This is a genomic window from Halobacillus kuroshimensis DSM 18393 (assembly GCF_000425705.1).
Classification (GTDB): Bacteria; Bacillota; Bacilli; order Bacillales; family Halobacillaceae; genus Halobacillus; species Halobacillus kuroshimensis.
The window spans coordinates 544,300-562,144 of record NZ_AUDY01000008.1; the positions used below are offsets into that span (position 1 = coordinate 544,300).

The window sequence follows — 17,845 nt, forward strand, 5'->3', positions numbered from 1 at the left end:
AATTCGGTACTTTTCAATTCCTGCCAATTATTATACTATTGTAGATATGCTTAGTTTACAATAATGTGTCAGGGATTACGAGGGGGAAATGTTGTGCGATTACATACGATGATCGGAGCGCTTGCTGCAGCGGCCTTAGTTATGACAGGCTGTTCCAATCAGGCTCCGGAAGAACAAATTTACGAGCATTTGGAAGAAGCCGTTTCACAGGAAGAAACCTTCCGGGAACAGCAGGAGCCGATGGTTGAACTGGAAGAGCAGGAACAACAGCTTTATGACGAAATCATTGCCTTGGATATGGATCAGTTTGATCAGATCAAAGAAAAATCAGAGGAAGCAGCAGGCATCGTGGAGGAGCGCCGGAACAAGCTGGAGCTCGAAAAAGAAAGCATCGATGCTGCTAAAGCTGAATTTGATGAGATTAAATCTCCTGTAGAAGATCTTGGCGAAGAAAATCAGGAAGCTCAGGAAAAAGCGCAGGAGCTTATTGATGTTATGGAGAAACGATACAGTACATATGAAGAGTTATACAGTGCTTATGACGAGGCACTCACGCTTGATGCGGAATTGTATGAAATGACGCAGAAGGAAGACCTGAAGGAAGAGAACTTGAAATCACAGGTCGAGAAGATTAATGAAAGCTACAATAAGGTCATAGAAAAGAACGAAGTGTTTAACCAGTATACAGATGAATACAACACCTTGAAGAAAGAGCTTTATGAGACAATGGAGCTCGATGTGACCTATGAAGAATCTGGAGAGGACACATCAGAGGAAGAAGCTTCATAACAACAAAAGGCCCGCTTGCACATGTGAGCGGGCCTTTTGTTGTTTTTTTCAATGGGTCTCCATACCTTCCCGTTTTTACACCTGCACACGGGCGTGGAGCGACCGGAGTCTTACGGCCATCCATGCCGGGAAGAGGGACGCTTCACGTACCGCCCAGGGATGCCTGCCTATCAAAGCATCCCATTTGATTATTAAAGGGAAAAAACGTAAGATTAATACAGGCTTAAATTTTGGGTGATACAGTGTGAGGTTTTTTCATCGCAGGATCTGCCGGGTTTCGACTGCTTTGCAGCGGCTCTGTCATCATATAGATATTATCTGCACCGAAGTGATTGACGAATGATGACGAATTGAGCTAAACTACAAAGTGGATTGACATTGTACCATTGAATCTTAGTTAACAATTGTAACAGTTTTAGATATCTTCCCGTCATGATTAATCCATGGACGTGAGGGGTAAAACGTAAAGAGCAAATCGGTACAGTTTTTTTCATAATTGGGAAAGCTACTTACAGCATCCATTTTTAAAATACGAAAGGAAAGGGTGAATGACTTGAAACGAACTCTAGAGAACATTGAAAACCAGTTCGAAACGTTTCAAATCCTTAACGAAGAAGGCGAAATCGTAAACGACGATTTCATGCCTGACCTATCAGATGAAGATTTAAAAGAAATCATGCGCCGTATGGTATATACGCGTATTTTGGACCAGCGTTCTATTGCGCTTAACCGCCAGGGACGTCTTGGTTTCTACGCTCCAACAGCAGGGCAGGAAGCTTCTCAGCTTGGAAGCCAGTTTGCGTTGGAGAAAGAGGACTTTATTCTACCAGGATACCGTGATGTACCACAGTTGATCTGGCACGGTCTTCCACTTCACCAGGCATTCCTGTTCTCCCGTGGACATTTCAAAGGAAATCAAATGCCTGAGGGCGTGAACGCAGTAAGTCCGCAGATTATTATTGGTGCACAAATTACACAAACAGCCGGCGTTGGTCTTGGCTATAAAAAGCGCGGCCAAAACGCTGTAGCGATTACTTATACTGGTGACGGCGGTGCCTCCCAGGGTGACTTCTACGAAGGTATCAACTTTGCAGGAGCTTTCGCCGCCCAGGCGATCTTCGTTGTACAGAACAACCGTTTTGCGATCTCTGTACCTGTAGAGAAGCAGTCTGCAGCTCAGACAATTGCTCAAAAAGCAGTTGCTGCTGGTATCGAAGGAATCCAGGTTGATGGAATGGATGTTCTTGCTGTTTACGCGGCTACAAAAGAAGCCCGTGACCGCGCTGTAAACGGTGAAGGCCCTACATTGATTGAGACTCTTACTTACCGTTACGGCCCTCATACAATGGCTGGTGACGATCCTACACGCTACCGTACGGAAGATGAAGACAGCGAGTGGGAGAAGAAAGATCCAATCGTTCGTTTCCGTAAATTCCTCGAGGCTAAAGGGCTTTGGTCTGAAGAGGAAGAAAACGAACTGATCGAAAAAACAAAAGAAGAAATCAAAGCAGCGGTTAAAGAAGCTGACAACACTCCTAAGCAGTCGGTTGCCGATCTTATCGGTATCATGCACGAGGAACTTCCATCCAACCTACAGGAGCAGCTGGAAGAATATAAGGAAAAGGAGTCGAAGTAAATCATGGCACAAATGACAATGATTCAAGCCATCACAGACGCGATGCGCACAGAACTTAAAAATGATGAAAACGTGCTGATCTATGGTGAAGACGTTGGTCAAAACGGCGGAGTATTCCGTGCTACTGAAGGTCTTCAAAAAGAGTTCGGCGAAGATCGTGTATTCGATACACCCCTAGCTGAATCCGGAATCGGCGGTATGTCCATCGGACTTGCCCTCACTGGTTTCCGTCCAGTACCAGAAATTCAATTCTTCGGCTTCGTATATGAAGTCATGGATGCGATCAGCGGCCAAATGGCTCGTTACCGTTACCGTTCCGGTGGTACACGTCCGATGCCGATCACTGTACGTTCTCCATTCGGCGGCGGTGTTCACACGCCTGAACTTCACGCCGACAGCCTTGAAGGTCTAATGGCACAGCAGCCTGGTCTGCGTGTAGTTATTCCATCCAACCCTTACGATGCCAAAGGTCTTTTGATCTCTTCCATCCGTAATAATGATCCAGTTATCTTCCTTGAGCACATGAAGCTCTACCGTTCTTTCCGTGAAGAAGTACCGGAAGAAGAGTACACAGTAGATCTGGACAAAGCAGCAGTTAAGCGTGAAGGTACAGACGTAACACTTGTCGCTTACGGTGCTATGGTTCATTCTTCCCTTAAAGCGGCAGAAGAACTTGAGAAAAATGGAATCAGCGCTGAGGTTCTTGACCTTCGTACGGTTTCCCCAGTGGACTACGAAACAATCCTTGCTTCTGTGAAGAAGACAAACCGTGCCGTTGTTGTGCAGGAAGCACAAAAACAGGCAGGAATTGCTTCCAACATTGTAGCTGAAATCCAGGAAAAAGCGATTCTTCACCTTGAGGCACCAGTCCTGCGTGTAGCTGCACCAGACACGGTTTATGCATTTACTCAAGCGGAAGAAGTATGGCTTCCTAACCACAACACGATCGTTGAAAAAGTCAACGACGTTATGAACTTTTAATTATCTCTAATTACTAGGAGGGAATACCCGTGGCATTTGAATTTAAACTGCCTGATATCGGTGAAGGTATCCACGAAGGTGAAATTGCAAAGTGGTTCGTCAAACCGGGCGACGAAGTAAAAGAAGACGATGTACTCTGTGAAGTACAGAACGACAAAGCCGTTGTTGAAATTCCTTCACAAGTGGATGGTACTGTAAAAGAAATTCACGTTGACGAAGGCGAGACTACAACAGTTGGAACAGTGATCATTACCATTGATGACGGTTCTGAAGACACTGGTTCTTCTGAAGCTCCTCAAGAAGAGAGTAAAGAAGAAGCAGAGGCTCCTAAAGAAGAAAGCAAAGAAGAAAAAACTGACCAGCCGGCTGCAGCTTCTGCAGACGTAGACGAAGACAAGCGTGTCATCGCTATGCCGTCTGTACGTAAGTTTGCCCGCGACAATGATGTTGAAATCCGTCAGGTTCAAGGCTCTGGAAAAAATGGCCGTGTTCTTAAGGAAGATATTGAAAGCTTCATGAACGGTGGACAAGCGGAATCAGCTTCTTCTGAAGCTCCGGCACAGGAAGAGAAACAGGAAGAAGCAGCATCCAGCAAACCGGCAGCACCAGCTGCAGGCGAAGCTTATCCAGAAACTCGTGAGAAGATGAGCGGAATCCGTAAAGCGATCTCCAAAGCTATGGTGAACTCCAAGCATACAGCTCCTCACGTAACATTAATGGACGAAGTGGATGTTTCTGAACTTGTTGCGCACCGTAAGAAATTCAAGAGCGTAGCTGCAGAACAGGATATCAAGCTGACTTACCTTCCATATGTTGTGAAGTCCCTTGTTTCTACACTGAAGAAATTCCCTGTTCTAAATACGTCTATTGACGACAATACAGATGAAATTATTCAGAAACACTACTATAATATTGGTATTGCTGCAGATACAGAAAAAGGTCTGATGGTTCCTGTTGTTAAAGATGCGGATCGTAAGTCTGTATTCTCTATCTCAAGTGAAATCAATGAACTGGCTGTTAAAGCCCGTGATGGTAAACTTTCTGGTGAAGAGATGAAAGGTGCTTCCACAACGATTACGAATATCGGTTCTGCCGGTGGTCAGTGGTTTACACCAGTTATCAACCACCCTGAAGTAGCTATTCTAGGAATCGGCCGTATCGCTGATAAGCCGATCGTACGCGATGGTGAAGTCGTAGTGGCTCCAGTTCTTGCTATTTCCCTAAGCTTTGACCACCGTATTATTGACGGTGCAACAGCTCAGCACGCAATGAACAACATCAAGCGTTTACTGAACGATCCACAACTAATTATGATGGAGGCGTAAAGTATGGTAGTAGGAGATTTCCCAATTGAACTAGACACATTAGTAGTAGGTGCGGGCCCAGGCGGTTATGTTGCTGCCATCCGCGCCGCCCAGACGGGTCAGAAAGTAACCATCGTTGATAAGGGCAACCTTGGCGGTGTCTGCTTGAACGTCGGTTGTGTACCTTCAAAAGCATTGATTCAGGCTGGTCACCGTTATGAGCATGCTAAAGGTGCCGACGACATGGGTATCCAATCTGAAAATACAACGGTTGACTTCTCCAAGGTCCAGGAATGGAAGAGCGGCGTTGTAAACAAACTTACCGGCGGTGTTGAAGGCCTTCTTAAAGGAAATAAAGTAGACATCGTAAAAGGCGAAGTATACTTTGTCGATAAAAACACGGTGCGCGTGATGGATGAGAAAAACTCTCAAACCTACACGTTCAACAATGTGATTATTGCAACAGGATCCCGTCCAATTGAACTTCCAAACTTCAAGTTCTCTGACCGCGTGCTTGATTCTACAGGAGCTCTCTCTCTTCAGGAAGTTCCTAAGAAGCTTGTCGTCATCGGAGGAGGGTACATCGGTACGGAGCTTGGTACAGCTTACGCAAACTTCGATACGGAAGTAACCATCCTTGAAGGTATGAAAGATATCCTTGGCGGATTCGAAAAACAAATGTCTTCCATTGTGAAGAAACGTCTGAAGAAAAAAGGCGTTGCCATCGAAACGAACGCTATGGCTCAGGGTGTTGAAGAAACAGAAAACGGTGTAACCGTAACCTATGAAGTAAAAGGGGAAACGAAAACCGTCGACGCTGATTACGTTCTTGTAACTGTTGGACGCCGTCCGAACACAGATGAAATCGGTCTTGAAGATCTTGGCTTGAACATGACGGATAAAGGTCTGATTGAAATCGACAACCAATGCCGTACAAACCTAGAAAACGTTTATGCCATTGGTGATATCGTAGCAGGGCCTCCACTTGCTCACAAAGCTTCCTACGAAGCGAAAGTGGCTGCTGAAGCTATCGCTGGTGAGAAAACACAGATCGATTACCACGGCATCCCTGCTGTAGTATTCTCTGATCCAGAGCTTGCTTCTGTTGGTTATACAGAGCAGGAAGCTAAAGACGCTGGTTACGAAGTGAAAGCTTCTAAATTCCCGTTTGCAGCTAATGGTCGTGCGCTTTCTCTTAACGACAGTGACGGTTTCTTGAAACTTGTTACACGTAAAGATGATGATCTTGTTATCGGTGCTCAAATTGCTGGTCCGAATGCCAGTGATATGATCGCTGAGCTTGGCCTTGCCATTGAAGCTGGAATGACTGCTGAAGACTTGGCTCTTACAATCCACGCTCACCCTACACTTGGTGAGATTACGATGGAAGCTGCTGAAGTTGCTATCGGTCAACCGATTCACATTACAAAGTAATGATTAAAGTAAAACTGCCGGACTCTTGTCCGGCAGTTTTTTTTATTTCCACATAAACGGTGGGTCAGCGTCCCCAAACGAAAAGAAGCAGCCCGTCGAGAGCGGCTGCTTCTTTTCGTTTGGATGTATGTTGTTTGTTTATGTTCCTGAGAGCACGAGTGCCTCCTCCAGGGTGGATGAAATTCGATTTTCGGTTTCAATACCGGAAAGCCGGGTAATTGTACGGCCTTCCTTTTTGACAACGAGCATAGGGAGAGAAGCCCCTTCAATGTCTTCGACATTGTGGGAATCCGTGGTCGTTTGTTTGAATTGCAGACGGTTGTGATCCTGATGCTCTAATTTCCAATTTAAAAGGGCGGTCATGTAGTTTTCAGCCTTTTCCTCCTGATCCGGATTCGTATAGAGGTACAAATCATAATCATCAGGAGATGTAGAAAGAACCTGGACTTCTTCAGACTGACCGATACAGCCCATTAATAGGAGAAGGACAGTGAAGATCATTAGTTTGTTCGTTTGCATGCAGCTTCTCTCCCTTATCTGAGTTCATGTTCAGTTTAACAGATGAAGAGGCTGGAACCCGGGTTGTTATGGATTTGTCACAGGAATGAAAGCCTGGTGTTTTATAATGAAAAGAGATGTTAAAAAAGGGGAGGTAATCATAAAGAAAGATATTGGATATAAAAATGCCCGGGTGGTTTACCCGGGCATTTTTGTTGAACTTATCGTTTTTTCTTAAGGTCGACTTTCTTCGCTTCTTCCTGGAACGTTTTTAATAGGGAGAAACAGATGAGAATTAAAATGAATGTGAACGGGAAGGCTGCGATAATCGCAGCTGTTTGAAGGGCTCCCAGACCACCCTGCCACAGCAGTACAGCAGCAGCTCCTGCCTGAATGATTCCCCAAGTGAATTTCACCTGGTTTTTAGGGTTCAGGCTTCCATTTGTCGTCTGCATACCAAGAACGAAGGTTGCAGAGTCGGCAGAAGTGATAAAGAAGGTGCTGATTAACAGCAGTCCGATGACACTCATAACAGCTCCAAGCGGAATGTGCTCAAGCATGGAGAATAGAGCAACTTCTGTACCGAGTTCATTAACGTCAGAGATGATATCAACGCCGTCAAAGAATTCCAGAGAGATCGCTGTTCCGCCGAATACGGAGAACCAAAGGGCACCGAAGATCGTTGGAACGAGCAGGACACCAAGAATGAATTCACGGATGGTACGGCCGCGGGATACACGAGCAATGAATGTACCTACGAATGGTGCCCATGAAATCCACCATGCCCAGTAGAAGATCGTCCAGCCTTGAACCCAGGAATTATCCTCGGCAAACGGTGTCAGACGGAAACTCATATAAGGAAGGTCACGGACATAAGAACCGAATGTCGTCGTGAAATAATCCATGATAAAGTTCGTAGGACCTGCAAACAGTAGGAAAACCATTAATGTAATTGCTAGTACGATGTTCGTATTACTCAGGTATTTAATACCCTTGTTCAACCCTGTCATAGCAGAAACCATGAACAATACGGTAACAGCACAAATGATGATCAGCTGCAGCGTAAAGGTGTCCTCAAGTCCATCGATGACAAAAGCAAGACCACTTGAAATCTGCAGGGCACCAAGACCGAGTGATGTAGCGACACCAAAGATTGTGGCAAATACAGCGATAAAGTCCACGATTGTACCGATTGGACCTTTTACTCTCTTTTCACCTAAAACCGGTGTAAGAGCCGCACTGATAACACCAGGAGCATCTTTTCTGAACTTGAAGTATGCAAGGGCAAGAGCAAGTACAGCATAAATGGCCCAAGGGTGGAGCCCCCAGTGGAAGAAGGCATATTTCATTGCAGCCTGGGCCGCTTCTTCACTCATAGGATCCTGTCCTGGAAGTGGCGGCGTGTGGAAATGGGAAAGTGGTTCCGCAGCTCCCCAGAATACAAGACCAATCCCCATACCTGCACTAAACAGCATCGCAAACCATGTAATGTATGGGTATTCCGGCTCGTCGTCAGGCTTACCAAGCTTCAGCTTTCCGAATTTAGAAAAGACGAGGAAGATGGCAAAGATTAAGAAGCCTGTAGCAGATAATAGATAAAACCATCCGAATTTATCGGTTAGAAATCCCTGAATTGTAGATGTAACGTTGCTTAAGTTCCACGTGGGAAGGGTGGATTCAGGAATAACACCCCATCCAATGAATAATATTGCAGCGACAACTGAGATATAAAACACTTTCGTCACTTGATTCATGAAGAAAATCCCTCCTAATAAGTATTATGTTTGATTCCCCTCATAAAAATCAGGTCTAAAAGTAGCACCTTTTCACGACATGCATCTGTTTTTCTGACAAATTTTGCAATTCTTCCAGGACGTCGTGAAAACAAAGCATTTCGTAGATTAAAATGGTTTGAGGGGGTAAGTGATGCCTGTACCCGGTCTGTTTCACGACATGTTCTTCTTTCCATTTCCAAAATGCTTCATCCAATTGATGCACCATATTGAATTGTTTCTCCCTGATCGAATGAGCCGGGTCAAGCAGTACATTGACATATTCATCCGTCAGTTCGAGAAGCAGATCTTTTTCGCTTTCTGTAAAATCAGAGGCTTTAGTCTGGACATACTGCAGGTTCCCCAAATGATAGGCAATCTGCTGAAAAGCAGCAAGCTTTCGCTGTGAAAGCTGAAAAGAAACCATCTCTTCATCGGTATGACGATGGTACTTCCACTCTTCACGCTGATACCGGGACAACTGGTTCGTTTTTTCCAGCTGGGCTGTGAGTTGTCGGTATGACCGCTGGATCCCACGGGATTTCTCTTTAGAATCTGCCGTTACATTCTCGATTATACGCCTTAAGAGCAGACCAGCTTGATTATACAGACCATTGATGTTTTTGTAAATCGTGGGGGAATAGTTGGGTGGAAGCAGGAAAAAATTCACAAATGTCGATATGATGATCCCAATGGATGTAGTACCCAATCTTGTGAAAAACGAAACAAAATATTGGTCCTGAAAATCGGGAATCATAGCTGTAGCTGTGATCGTTGCCACCAAAATCCCATCATCAAGCTTTAATTTGTGGCAGACGGCAATCGTAGCCATGGCGACCAGCGCGAACGTCAGCGCACCTTTACCGAACAACCCATAAAAGGCGGTTGCAAGTAAAGCCCCGATTGCTGATGCAGGAAACCGGACCGCTGCCTTCTTAATGGAATCTGCTGCCGTATGCTCGATTGTCACGATGGCTGTAATAACAGCAAAGATGATCGGCAAATTAAAAAAACCGCATATTAATGCAGTCAAAAAGACAGAGATTCCCGTTTTCAACGTTCGGCTTCCCAAAATCTTAAAATTTTTCAATGTATGAAGCATAACCATCACCCATATGTCGTGTCTTCTGACCACGGTTTACTATTATATAATAAATTACCCAAAAACGATAGAAAAAATGTCGGATAATCTATTATAATGATAAAAGTGGAAATACATAACAGTGGAGGGTCAAAAATGAAACGATGGTTTAGTGTGTTCCTGCTTTTGCTTGTATTCCTGGCTGCCTGTGGCGGTAACGAAGGTACTTCAGGGTCAGAAGAAGATCAGACAGCGTCAGATGAACCGGCTGCTGAGCAGCAGGAAAAGGACAGTACGGAGTCGTTGGAAAACCCTGGAGAAGGGGAAAAGGAAAAAGAGGAAACGGAACAATCATCAGAAGAGGAAGAGGATGCGCAGGAAGCTTTCGTGCAGAAAGAGGCACAATATGAGATGACAGACAACTGGTCATTCCAGCCGATTGCAGATGCTGATCCGAAGGTGGCCTTATTAACGATTGATGACATTCCTGATGCACATGCCATGGAGATGGCCGAAACATTGAAAGAGAAAGGCGCGCCCGCCATTTTCTTTGTAAATGGACACTTTTTAGACACTCCTGACGAAGAACTGGCAGAAAAGAGAAAACAATGGGTGAAGGCCATTCATGACATGGGCTTCCCGATTGGAAACCATACTTATTCTCATAAGGATCTAAAAACAATGTCCGAGGAAGAACAGCGTGAGGAAATCCTGACTGTAAGTGACCAGATTGAAGAAATTACCGGGGAACGGCCGGTGTTTTACCGTTCGCCATTTGGATCGAATACAGACTTTGTCAAGGAGCTCGTAAAGGAAGAGGGCATGCTGTTGATGAACTGGACGTATGGCTATGATTGGGAACAGGAATACCAAAATGCGTCATCACTCGCTGATATAATGGTTGATACACCATTGCTGGCCAATGGCGCAAACTTACTGATGCACGATCGTGACTGGACGAATAAGGCTCTCGGGGATATTGTAGATGGATTGAGGGATAAAGGGTATACCCTGCTTGATCCAGCGCTTATTCAAACACCTTAAATAAGGACATTAACCATGATTAAAACAGGAAGCCGGGCGGCTTCCTGTTTCTTTATTCTTTTTAAAAGAACAGGATCATATAATGGTAGGTAGGTGACTTATTAGTATGACATATATTTTAAAAAGTTATACTAAAAGGGTTGATTTTCACAATAAGCCATATTAAAATAAAACTACACTGAAAACGATTACAAATGAAGGGGTGGATATGAATGGGAACAATCGTATGTCAAGACTGTCAAAAGGTGATTGAGCATTACGAAAACGAGAAGGTTTCTACTTTATACAGCACATGCCCGACATGCACGGATACCGAGAAATAAACATGAAAAAGCCGGACGCTATGAAGCGTCCGGCTTTTTTTAGGTTTATTTGAAGGCTCTCTGTTCACGGATGACCCGGATTGTTTCTAAGGTATCATCAACAGGTCCCTGGACAGGGAGTCCTGCCTCCACGTTTTCATAAATGTAATCAATGTTATCGGCGGTAATGATTTCTCCCGGAATGAAAATAGGGATACCCGGAGGGTAGACCATTACAAATTCGGCACTGATTCTGCCTGCGGCTTTTTTTAAAGGAACGGTCTCGGTGGTGGAGTAGAATGCCTCTCTAGGAGAGAGCGCAAGAACAGGGATGTCGGGAACTTTTACAGAAACGGGTGTCACTTCTGCCTCGGTCCGGCAAAGGTCTGTTAAATGATGCAGCGCCTGTACAAGTTTTTCGACTTCCTGCAGGCTGTCGCCTGGAGTGATGATACAAAGAATATTGTAAAGGTCGGAAAGTTCCACCTCAATGCTGTAATTCTCCCTCAGCCACACTTCAACATCGTAACCGGTCATGCCGAGATTTTTAACTGAAATAATCAGTTTGGTCGGGTCATAGTCGACCGTTGCGCTGGACGATAAAATATCGGCACCTGGACAGAAAATGGCTGGAATTTGATTGAGCTTTTCACGTGCTCGATCGGCCAGCAGAATAGCATTTTCCATCAGTTGATGTCCATGAATGGCAAGATGACGTCTTGCTGTATCCAGGGAGGCCAGCAGAATATAGGAGGTCGATGTGGTATGAAGCATCGACAATACAGCCTGTACACGCTCATGAGAAACAAGCCCTTCCCTGATATTCAAAACAGAGCTCTGCGTTAATGATCCGCCCAGCTTGTGGACGCTGGTGGAAGCCATATCCGCCCCGGCCTCCATGGCAGACATAGGCAGACGTTCATGGAAGTGAATATGGACACCGTGTGCCTCATCCACAAGGACGGGTATATCAAAGCTGTGGGCAATATCCACAATCCCTTTTAAATCAGCCGATACACCGAAATACGTCGGATTGATAACAAGCAGGCCTTTAGCATCCGGATGTGCTTCACAGGCCTTCTTTACGGCGTCTGTCGTAATCCCGTGGGAAATACCGAATCGTTCATCCAGTTCCGGATGGATAAAAACGGGCTTGGCCCCTGAGAAAATGATCGCAGTGGTTACCGATTTGTGGACGTTTCTTGGAACAATGATTTTATCGCCCGGCTGGCAGACACTAAGAATCATCGTCATAATGGCGCCTGAGGTCCCCTGAACAGAAAAGAACGTGTAGTCCGCGCCAAAAGCCTCTGCTGCAAGCTCCTGTGCCTCTTTGATCATGCCTTGGGGATGATGGAGATCATCCAATGGCTGTATATTAATTAAATCAATGGATAATGCATTTTCACCGATAAAGGAACGGAATTCCTCGTCCATTCCACGTCCGCCTTTATGACCGGGGATGTGAAATTGTACGGGATTGCGCTCCCGGTGTTTTTTCAACCCTGTAAACAGGGGGGTTTCATGTTGATTCATGTATGGGAACACCTCTTTATAATAGAAAAGCAAATGAATTATAGCAGAGTCCAGAACCTTGCGCCAGTCTTTTATGTCTCCTTTTTCCAATCGTGCTAAAATAGAAGTATGGAGGTGGAGCAAATGAAATGGAATACACGAGTGACGGAACTTTTGGATATTACATACCCGGTGATACAGGGAGGGCTGGCCTATCTGGCCTATTCGAATCTGGCCGCCGCTGTTTCGAACGCAGGCGGGCTTGGTCAGCTGACAGCTATGAGCATGGATGGACCCGAACACTTAAAAAGAGAAATTAAAATGGTCCGGGAAAAAACCAACCGCCCGTTCGGAGTCAATTTTGCGATCGGCCAGCACGGGCGCCCTTTTGAAAAAATGGTGCAGACAGCCGTTGATGAGCATGTGCCCGTGGTTTCTGTTACTGGAGGAAACCCGCAGGGTGTTTTGGAAGCGCTTAAAGGAACCGGCATTAAAACGCTCGTCCTTGTTGCTGCGCGGAGGCAGGCGGTTAAAGCTCAGGAGCTTGGGGCGGATGCTGTGATGGTGGTCGGTCATGAAGGTGGTGGTCACCTCGGGCGTGATGATGTGGGGACGCTCGTCCTTACTCCACAGGTTGTCGATGCCGTCGATATTCCGGTTATTGCTTCCGGGGGAATTGGCGACGGCCGGGGATTAATGGCTGCGTTGTCCCTTGGTGCGGAAGGAGTGGAAATGGGCACACGTTTCATTGCTACAAAAGAGTGCACCCATGCGCACCCCGCCTACCAGGACGCCTTGATTAAAGCAGATGAAACGTCAACAACCGTCATCAAAAGAAGTTTAAAAGCTCCGGCCCGGGCCTTGAAAAATGACTGGACAACTCGTATTTTAGAATTGGAGCAGGAAAATGCCGGCTATGACGGTCTCCGCTCCTATATCAGCGGGGATGCGAATAAAACATTCATATATAAAGGACAGGCCGGTCAAGGCTTTGGATGGGCCGGACAGATTGCCTCCCGCATCCATGATGTTCCAACGGTAGAAGAGCTCTTTGCCCGGGTGATCAAAGAAGCGGAGGACATCCGCACCCGCTGGTCCTGATGAAGGAGGAAAAAAGATGAGTTATACTTATCCAATTGATGAAATCCACTGGTCAAAGGAAGAGATCATCGATGTTGTGAATTTCTACAGCATCGTTGAGCAAGCGTATGAGCAGGGAGTGAAGCGGGACGACCTGCTGCTGGCTTATACGCGGTTTAAACAGATTGTGCCATCGAAGAGTGAAGAGAAAACACTCTGCGGGCAGTTTGAGAAAGAATCCGGATATTCCTGTTACCGTACCGTAAAGCAGGCACGCAGTCTCTCAGAGGGTGCCCGATTGAAAATGTGAAGAAAAAAGAGACACACGTCTGACGTGTGTCTCTTACTTTTCTTCCAGTTGTTTCGTAAAACGATATAAAGGCTCCAGCGTCTGGAATGTCTCGCGGCAGAATTCAATGAAGGCCTCAGGATCCTTCAATCGGTCATCTCCACGCTGAAGCTGACGTCCACATAGGATTTCGGCTTTCTTGACTGTTTTCAACCGTTCCGTCATTTTGGAAAATGCTTCGTCATCCACATCACTGTGAGGGGCCGCTTCAGGCTTCGTATGATCGACAGACCACACATAATCCTCAGGGATGTGCGAAAGGATATCCTCTTTATTCTCTTCCAGCTTGGAAGCGAAGTCTACTTTGATTGGACTTTCATAAATGACGGCAAACCATACAAATACGTGAGTTTCCCACAAGCCGATCTGGAAGTGGGGGAGTTTTTTATAGCCGCGTTTACTGGAGGCGAGAGCGGCCCACGTATCGTTTGGCGGATTGGTTTTGCGACGGGCATGCCTGGCGACGTGGACAAACATTTCATCGCCTGTCATAGCTGTAACATCCGCTGAAAGTTCTTGCGCTGCCGCTTCAAGCTTAGGGGAGATCCTTTCCCGCAGAGCTTCCATTCGATTTTCCAGTCCGGGAATGGAAAATACGTCAAAGTCTTCTTGTTTAAAGCCTGTAAAAGTCGTCAAACTATCATCTCCTACCATTTCTTCCATAATAGTTTAACACAATTCGACAAAGTTACTAAGGGATGTGTTTGACTGGTTTGAAGCTGTGAAAAATGGGTTACATATAAGTAATCTAATTGAAACTTCTGTCGTTAAAGCCACATATATATATGGTAAGGATTTAAAAGGGAGGGATTGGCAATGAAACATGTTATGGAAGCGTTGCGTAAGAGAGAAGCTGAAGAGAAGCTCCCGGTAATCCGTATGGAGATTGATTATGAACTGGTCACCCTGCATGATGCCATGATTGCAGGAGACGCCGAGCAGATGTCAAAGACAAAAAGGCGCCTGATTGAACTTCGTAAACAATTGATTGAATGGTCGATCTAGAACCAGGCAGCGATAAAGTTGCCTGTTTTTTTTGTTCCCTGTAAAGGGATGAATCCTGTACCGCAAGCCTCCCTCTACCAATTGAGGCAGCTTGAAAGATTTGTGTTGGAAGAGGATCAAACATGCATTTGTTGTCTGCATTTGGTACGATTAAAGGTGAGACTGATAAAAGGGGTACGATGCTATGGATCAACAGACAAAGAATGAAGTGTTCGATCAAGCTAAAGCATGGATACTGGAAGCGGGCGAGCGGATCAAATCAAACATTGATGCCCCCCGTTCCATTGAAACGAAATCCAATCCGAATGACCTTGTAACAGAAATGGATCAGCAGACGGAACAATTTTTCGCAGAGAAAATTAAAAGTGCCTACCCGGATCATTATCTGCTTGGAGAAGAAGGTTTTGGGGATGAACTGGAAGACCTCGGAGGGACCGTCTGGATTGTGGACCCTATTGACGGCACGATGAACTTCGTCCACCAAAAACGCAATTTTGCTATATCCATCGGCATTTACGTAGATGGTATAGGGGAAATCGGCTTTATTTATAACGTCATGGAAGGGACTCTTTACACAGCGAAACGAGGGGAAGGGGCATGGAAAAACGATGCGCAGCTTCCACAGCTTAGTAAAGAACGTCCATTAAAGCAGTCGATTCTCGCTTTGAATACAACCTGGCTCATTCCTGAAAACCCATTTATAGAACATAAAGGGGTGGAAGAACTGGTGAAGACGCTTAGAAGCACGCGTTCTTACGGGTCTGCCGCTCTTGAACTTGCATTCGTCGCTGAAGGTATTCTCGATGGATATTTAACGATGACCCTCATGCCCTGGGATTATGCAGCAGGTAGTATCCTCGTCCGCGAAGTAGGTGGAATCGTTACCCGTGCAGATAAAGAAGATCTGGATCTATTAAATAAAACAACCGTGCTTGCCTGCCGGTCCAACATTCATGAAGAAATCATCAACGATTATGTACAGCTGAAAAGATAGAACACAAGCGACCTTGGGAAAAGGTCGCTTGTTTTGTGTGCGGATGAATTAATCAGCATGAATTTCATCCCGTTTTCTTTTGCGGCGGAGACCGACGCTCATAAGAGCAAATCCGGAGAGGAAGAGGAGTCCGGCCAGCCAGAACAATTTCTGGCCGATGGCAAATCCGACAAAAACGAAAGATAAAATAACAAGAACAGCAAGCAGTGCATTGTTCATCATGGTCTAAAATCACCTCTATTCGATACCAGTATATCGGATTTTAACGCGGATGAAAATGGTTTCACGGGTAGCAACTCTGTCTCGTTTCTAGTAATATAGAAAAAAGGACAGGATCTCATGAGGAGGAACATCATGCAGGATACATCGACGCTTCCAGTACCGACGGATTTATGGCCGGTGGCCGACTTCTTCTTCCGCGGGCTTGGAAGCGAAGTGAATTTAAATGATGAAAGCGAAGTAACGATGTTGTTTCGTTCATTTATGCTGTTATACTTAACGACTGTCATTTTAGCAGTTATTACATTCAAACTGGGATTTGCAAGGAAACTCCCTTTGCTGAAGACCATTGTTGTTTATGCCGTTCTTATTATCGGTACGTTCGTGTTGACGTTGATTCTGGGACTGAATCTGCCTGTACCAGAAAGTCTGCTTGTAGCCGCATTGATCCTTGGTATTTACAGGGTGAGGCTTCACAGGGAGCGCTCGGCCAGGCAGCAGGGAGAATCGTAAAACGGGAAAACCCGGCTTCATTGAGAAGCCGGGTTTTTTATCATTAACTTAAATGTTTTTCTCTTTTACGCTCGCGATGGAATTTGAAATCACCGGTGGCCAGTCTTTTTTTCGTATTCTCAGCTATACGCTCATGACATGGCTGACACATATACGTGTTGATCCTCCGGTTTCTTAACCGTTTCGCCTGAAGACAGTAGCTGTCTATTTTTTCAATATGATCACAAATCACGCATTGGACACGCATATACTCACCTCTATTTTCTTAATACGGTTTCCTCTAGTGTAACACATGTGAAAATTTAGAAATAGATGGAGTTTCCACGTTTTAACGGAACTTGGTTTGGGAACTGTAATTACAGAAGTCATGGAAAGGATGATGATAGTGAGAAAACGCTGGATGGTTACAGCAGCAGGCGCCGTTGCCGGAGGGGTAGCTGCCTATTTTCTAAAAGACGGTGACAACAGACAGAAAGTAAAGGATAAAGCAGGTTCACTTCAAAACCGCCTGAAAAAAGGTGACGATATGCCGATTGAGGAAGCGGGTAAACCGGAAACCGCTGATCTGGAAAACTCTAAAATGGTAAATGAGGGATCCCAGTTTGGCGTTCAGTACTATAATGAACTGACAGAAAAGGAAAGAGAAATTCTGGAAAAAAGCAACAGCTAAATCCTTTTTAGGATTTAGCTGTTTTTCTGTACTAATTGGAATGCGATTGTTCCTTCTCTACTTGATCCAGTTTTTCCTGTTCTTTTTCCGGAATGGAGTCCTGGTTGTCATTGGATCCCGGTTCTTCATTGATAGGGCCTTCCGGCATGTATCGGGCAATAATCTGGCTTAGTTCATCGGTCAAGGCGTGGACCGGGTGACCCTGAGAGGCTTTGTCCCCGATCCCTCTGAGGCGTTCGACGATATCAGCATCCGCAAATACGGCGGCCTGCTTTCCGTAAGGATCATTTTTCAGCGCCTCAGCAACTGAATATTTAATAACACCGACTCTGGACCGGTCCAGGTTTTTGTCTACATCGATGCCGACTGCTACATAATCACCGAGAACGACGGCTGTGGCATCATGGACATCCGGAACTTGTACAGCGAGCTCTGCTAAATGTTCGGCTGCTTCTTCGCTTGTCAGCGTCTTTTTCTCGATGGGATCAGAATCAGATACGTATTTGTACTTTGGATCGCTCTGCTTTTCTTCCAGGAGAGATTGTTCATTTTCACCCTGCTGACAGGCACTAAGGAGTAGGAAAGCAGCTATCAATAGAAACTTCTTCAAAGGAAACCACCACTTTTTTTACTTATAGTCTGTGTCTGAGGAGAGATAA

The 17,845-nt window shown here is 45.4% G+C and carries 21 protein-coding genes; 13 read left to right on the plus strand and 8 right to left on the minus strand.

The genetic code is table 11. The features are described from left to right. Nucleotides 1-93 precede the first annotated feature (93 nt). From H615_RS0104700 to lpdA, 5 genes are all read left to right on the plus strand, one after another. Nucleotides 94-789, plus strand: coding sequence for a YkyA family protein (locus H615_RS0104700; RefSeq protein WP_244877719.1), 696 nt, complete (start codon nucleotides 94-96; stop codon nucleotides 787-789). A gap of 553 nt (nucleotides 790-1,342) precedes the next feature. After that, nucleotides 1,343-2,425: a pyruvate dehydrogenase (acetyl-transferring) E1 component subunit alpha gene (gene pdhA, locus H615_RS0104705; RefSeq protein ID WP_027954053.1), complete on the plus strand. Its 1,083-nt coding sequence runs from the start codon at nucleotides 1,343-1,345 to the stop codon at nucleotides 2,423-2,425. Between the two features lie 3 nt (nucleotides 2,426-2,428). After that, the gene (locus H615_RS0104710; protein WP_027954054.1) at nucleotides 2,429-3,406 is read left to right on the plus strand and encodes an alpha-ketoacid dehydrogenase subunit beta; all 978 of its coding nucleotides are present in this window, start codon (nucleotides 2,429-2,431) and stop codon (nucleotides 3,404-3,406) included. A 29-nt stretch (nucleotides 3,407-3,435) separates the two neighbouring features. Beyond that, entirely contained in the window at nucleotides 3,436-4,731 is a 1,296-nt protein-coding gene (locus H615_RS0104715) for a dihydrolipoamide acetyltransferase family protein (protein ID WP_027954055.1), read from the plus strand. A 3-nt stretch (nucleotides 4,732-4,734) separates the two neighbouring features. Further along, nucleotides 4,735-6,144, plus strand: a complete 1,410-nt coding sequence (gene lpdA / locus H615_RS0104720) for a dihydrolipoyl dehydrogenase (RefSeq protein WP_027954056.1) — start codon at nucleotides 4,735-4,737, stop codon at nucleotides 6,142-6,144. A 138-nt stretch (nucleotides 6,145-6,282) separates the two neighbouring features. Here the strand turns inward: lpdA and H615_RS0104725 are convergent, their stop codons facing one another. The 3 genes from H615_RS0104725 to H615_RS0104740 all read right to left on the minus strand — a co-directional run bounded on the left by H615_RS0104725 (nucleotide 6,283) and on the right by H615_RS0104740 (nucleotide 9,522). After that, nucleotides 6,283-6,663 (minus strand): hypothetical protein, encoded by a 381-nt coding sequence (locus tag H615_RS0104725; RefSeq protein WP_027954057.1) that lies wholly within the window; start codon nucleotides 6,661-6,663, stop codon nucleotides 6,283-6,285. A 200-nt stretch (nucleotides 6,664-6,863) separates the two neighbouring features. Continuing rightward, nucleotides 6,864-8,396 carry a glycine betaine uptake BCCT transporter gene (locus H615_RS0104735; protein ID WP_027954058.1) on the minus strand — a complete coding sequence of 511 codons (1,533 nt, stop codon included), beginning with the start codon at nucleotides 8,394-8,396 and terminating at the stop codon, nucleotides 6,864-6,866. A gap of 55 nt (nucleotides 8,397-8,451) precedes the next feature. After that, nucleotides 8,452-9,522, minus strand: coding sequence for an FUSC family protein (locus tag H615_RS0104740; protein WP_277988074.1), 1,071 nt, complete (start codon nucleotides 9,520-9,522; stop codon nucleotides 8,452-8,454). Between the two features lie 129 nt (nucleotides 9,523-9,651). On the opposite strand from H615_RS0104740, the gene H615_RS0104745 reads away from it, so the two are divergent. Both H615_RS0104745 and H615_RS21985 read left to right on the plus strand, forming a co-directional pair. Continuing rightward, nucleotides 9,652-10,539 carry a polysaccharide deacetylase family protein gene (locus H615_RS0104745; RefSeq protein WP_027954060.1) on the plus strand — a complete coding sequence of 296 codons (888 nt, stop codon included), beginning with the start codon at nucleotides 9,652-9,654 and terminating at the stop codon, nucleotides 10,537-10,539. Between the two features lie 212 nt (nucleotides 10,540-10,751). Next, complete coding sequence (locus H615_RS21985) at nucleotides 10,752-10,862, plus strand: GapA-binding peptide SR1P (RefSeq protein WP_084162990.1); 111 nt, start codon at nucleotides 10,752-10,754, stop codon at nucleotides 10,860-10,862. Between the two features lie 45 nt (nucleotides 10,863-10,907). Here H615_RS21985 and H615_RS0104750 read toward each other — a convergent pair whose 3' ends face one another. Further along, on the minus strand, nucleotides 10,908-12,377 hold the full coding sequence (locus H615_RS0104750; RefSeq protein WP_027954061.1) for an aminotransferase class I/II-fold pyridoxal phosphate-dependent enzyme: 1,470 nt from the start codon (nucleotides 12,375-12,377) through the stop codon (nucleotides 10,908-10,910). A 108-nt stretch (nucleotides 12,378-12,485) separates the two neighbouring features. Between H615_RS0104750 and H615_RS0104755 the strand changes: the two genes are divergently transcribed. Both H615_RS0104755 and H615_RS0104760 read left to right on the plus strand, forming a co-directional pair. After that, on the plus strand, nucleotides 12,486-13,457 hold the full coding sequence (locus tag H615_RS0104755) for an NAD(P)H-dependent flavin oxidoreductase (RefSeq protein WP_340689445.1): 972 nt from the start codon (nucleotides 12,486-12,488) through the stop codon (nucleotides 13,455-13,457). A gap of 16 nt (nucleotides 13,458-13,473) precedes the next feature. Next, nucleotides 13,474-13,746, plus strand: coding sequence for a UPF0223 family protein (locus H615_RS0104760; RefSeq protein ID WP_027954063.1), 273 nt, complete (start codon nucleotides 13,474-13,476; stop codon nucleotides 13,744-13,746). A gap of 33 nt (nucleotides 13,747-13,779) precedes the next feature. Here H615_RS0104760 and H615_RS0104765 read toward each other — a convergent pair whose 3' ends face one another. After that, nucleotides 13,780-14,421: a YktB family protein gene (locus tag H615_RS0104765; RefSeq protein WP_027954064.1), complete on the minus strand. Its 642-nt coding sequence runs from the start codon at nucleotides 14,419-14,421 to the stop codon at nucleotides 13,780-13,782. Between the two features lie 180 nt (nucleotides 14,422-14,601). Between H615_RS0104765 and H615_RS0104770 the strand changes: the two genes are divergently transcribed. Both H615_RS0104770 and H615_RS0104775 read left to right on the plus strand, forming a co-directional pair. Continuing rightward, nucleotides 14,602-14,790 carry a hypothetical protein gene (locus H615_RS0104770; protein WP_027954065.1) on the plus strand — a complete coding sequence of 63 codons (189 nt, stop codon included), beginning with the start codon at nucleotides 14,602-14,604 and terminating at the stop codon, nucleotides 14,788-14,790. Nucleotides 14,791-14,974: 184 nt separating this feature from the next. Continuing rightward, on the plus strand, nucleotides 14,975-15,784 hold the full coding sequence (locus tag H615_RS0104775) for an inositol monophosphatase family protein (RefSeq protein WP_027954066.1): 810 nt from the start codon (nucleotides 14,975-14,977) through the stop codon (nucleotides 15,782-15,784). 48 nt (nucleotides 15,785-15,832) lie between these two features. Here H615_RS0104775 and H615_RS22520 read toward each other — a convergent pair whose 3' ends face one another. Next, nucleotides 15,833-16,006, minus strand: a complete 174-nt coding sequence (locus tag H615_RS22520; protein WP_169516183.1) for a hypothetical protein — start codon at nucleotides 16,004-16,006, stop codon at nucleotides 15,833-15,835. Between the two features lie 132 nt (nucleotides 16,007-16,138). Between H615_RS22520 and H615_RS0104785 the strand changes: the two genes are divergently transcribed. Continuing rightward, a complete protein-coding gene (locus H615_RS0104785; protein ID WP_027954067.1) occupies nucleotides 16,139-16,516 on the plus strand; it encodes a YlaH-like family protein in 378 nt (125 codons plus the stop codon). 43 nt (nucleotides 16,517-16,559) lie between these two features. Here H615_RS0104785 and H615_RS21990 read toward each other — a convergent pair whose 3' ends face one another. Beyond that, nucleotides 16,560-16,763, minus strand: coding sequence for a YlaI family protein (locus tag H615_RS21990; RefSeq protein ID WP_084162991.1), 204 nt, complete (start codon nucleotides 16,761-16,763; stop codon nucleotides 16,560-16,562). Nucleotides 16,764-16,895: 132 nt separating this feature from the next. On the opposite strand from H615_RS21990, the gene H615_RS0104790 reads away from it, so the two are divergent. After that, on the plus strand, nucleotides 16,896-17,186 hold the full coding sequence (locus H615_RS0104790) for a hypothetical protein (RefSeq protein WP_242520247.1): 291 nt from the start codon (nucleotides 16,896-16,898) through the stop codon (nucleotides 17,184-17,186). 31 nt (nucleotides 17,187-17,217) lie between these two features. Here the strand turns inward: H615_RS0104790 and H615_RS0104795 are convergent, their stop codons facing one another. Further along, nucleotides 17,218-17,796, minus strand: coding sequence for a YhcN/YlaJ family sporulation lipoprotein (locus H615_RS0104795; RefSeq protein ID WP_027954069.1), 579 nt, complete (start codon nucleotides 17,794-17,796; stop codon nucleotides 17,218-17,220). Nucleotides 17,797-17,845 lie beyond the last annotated feature (49 nt).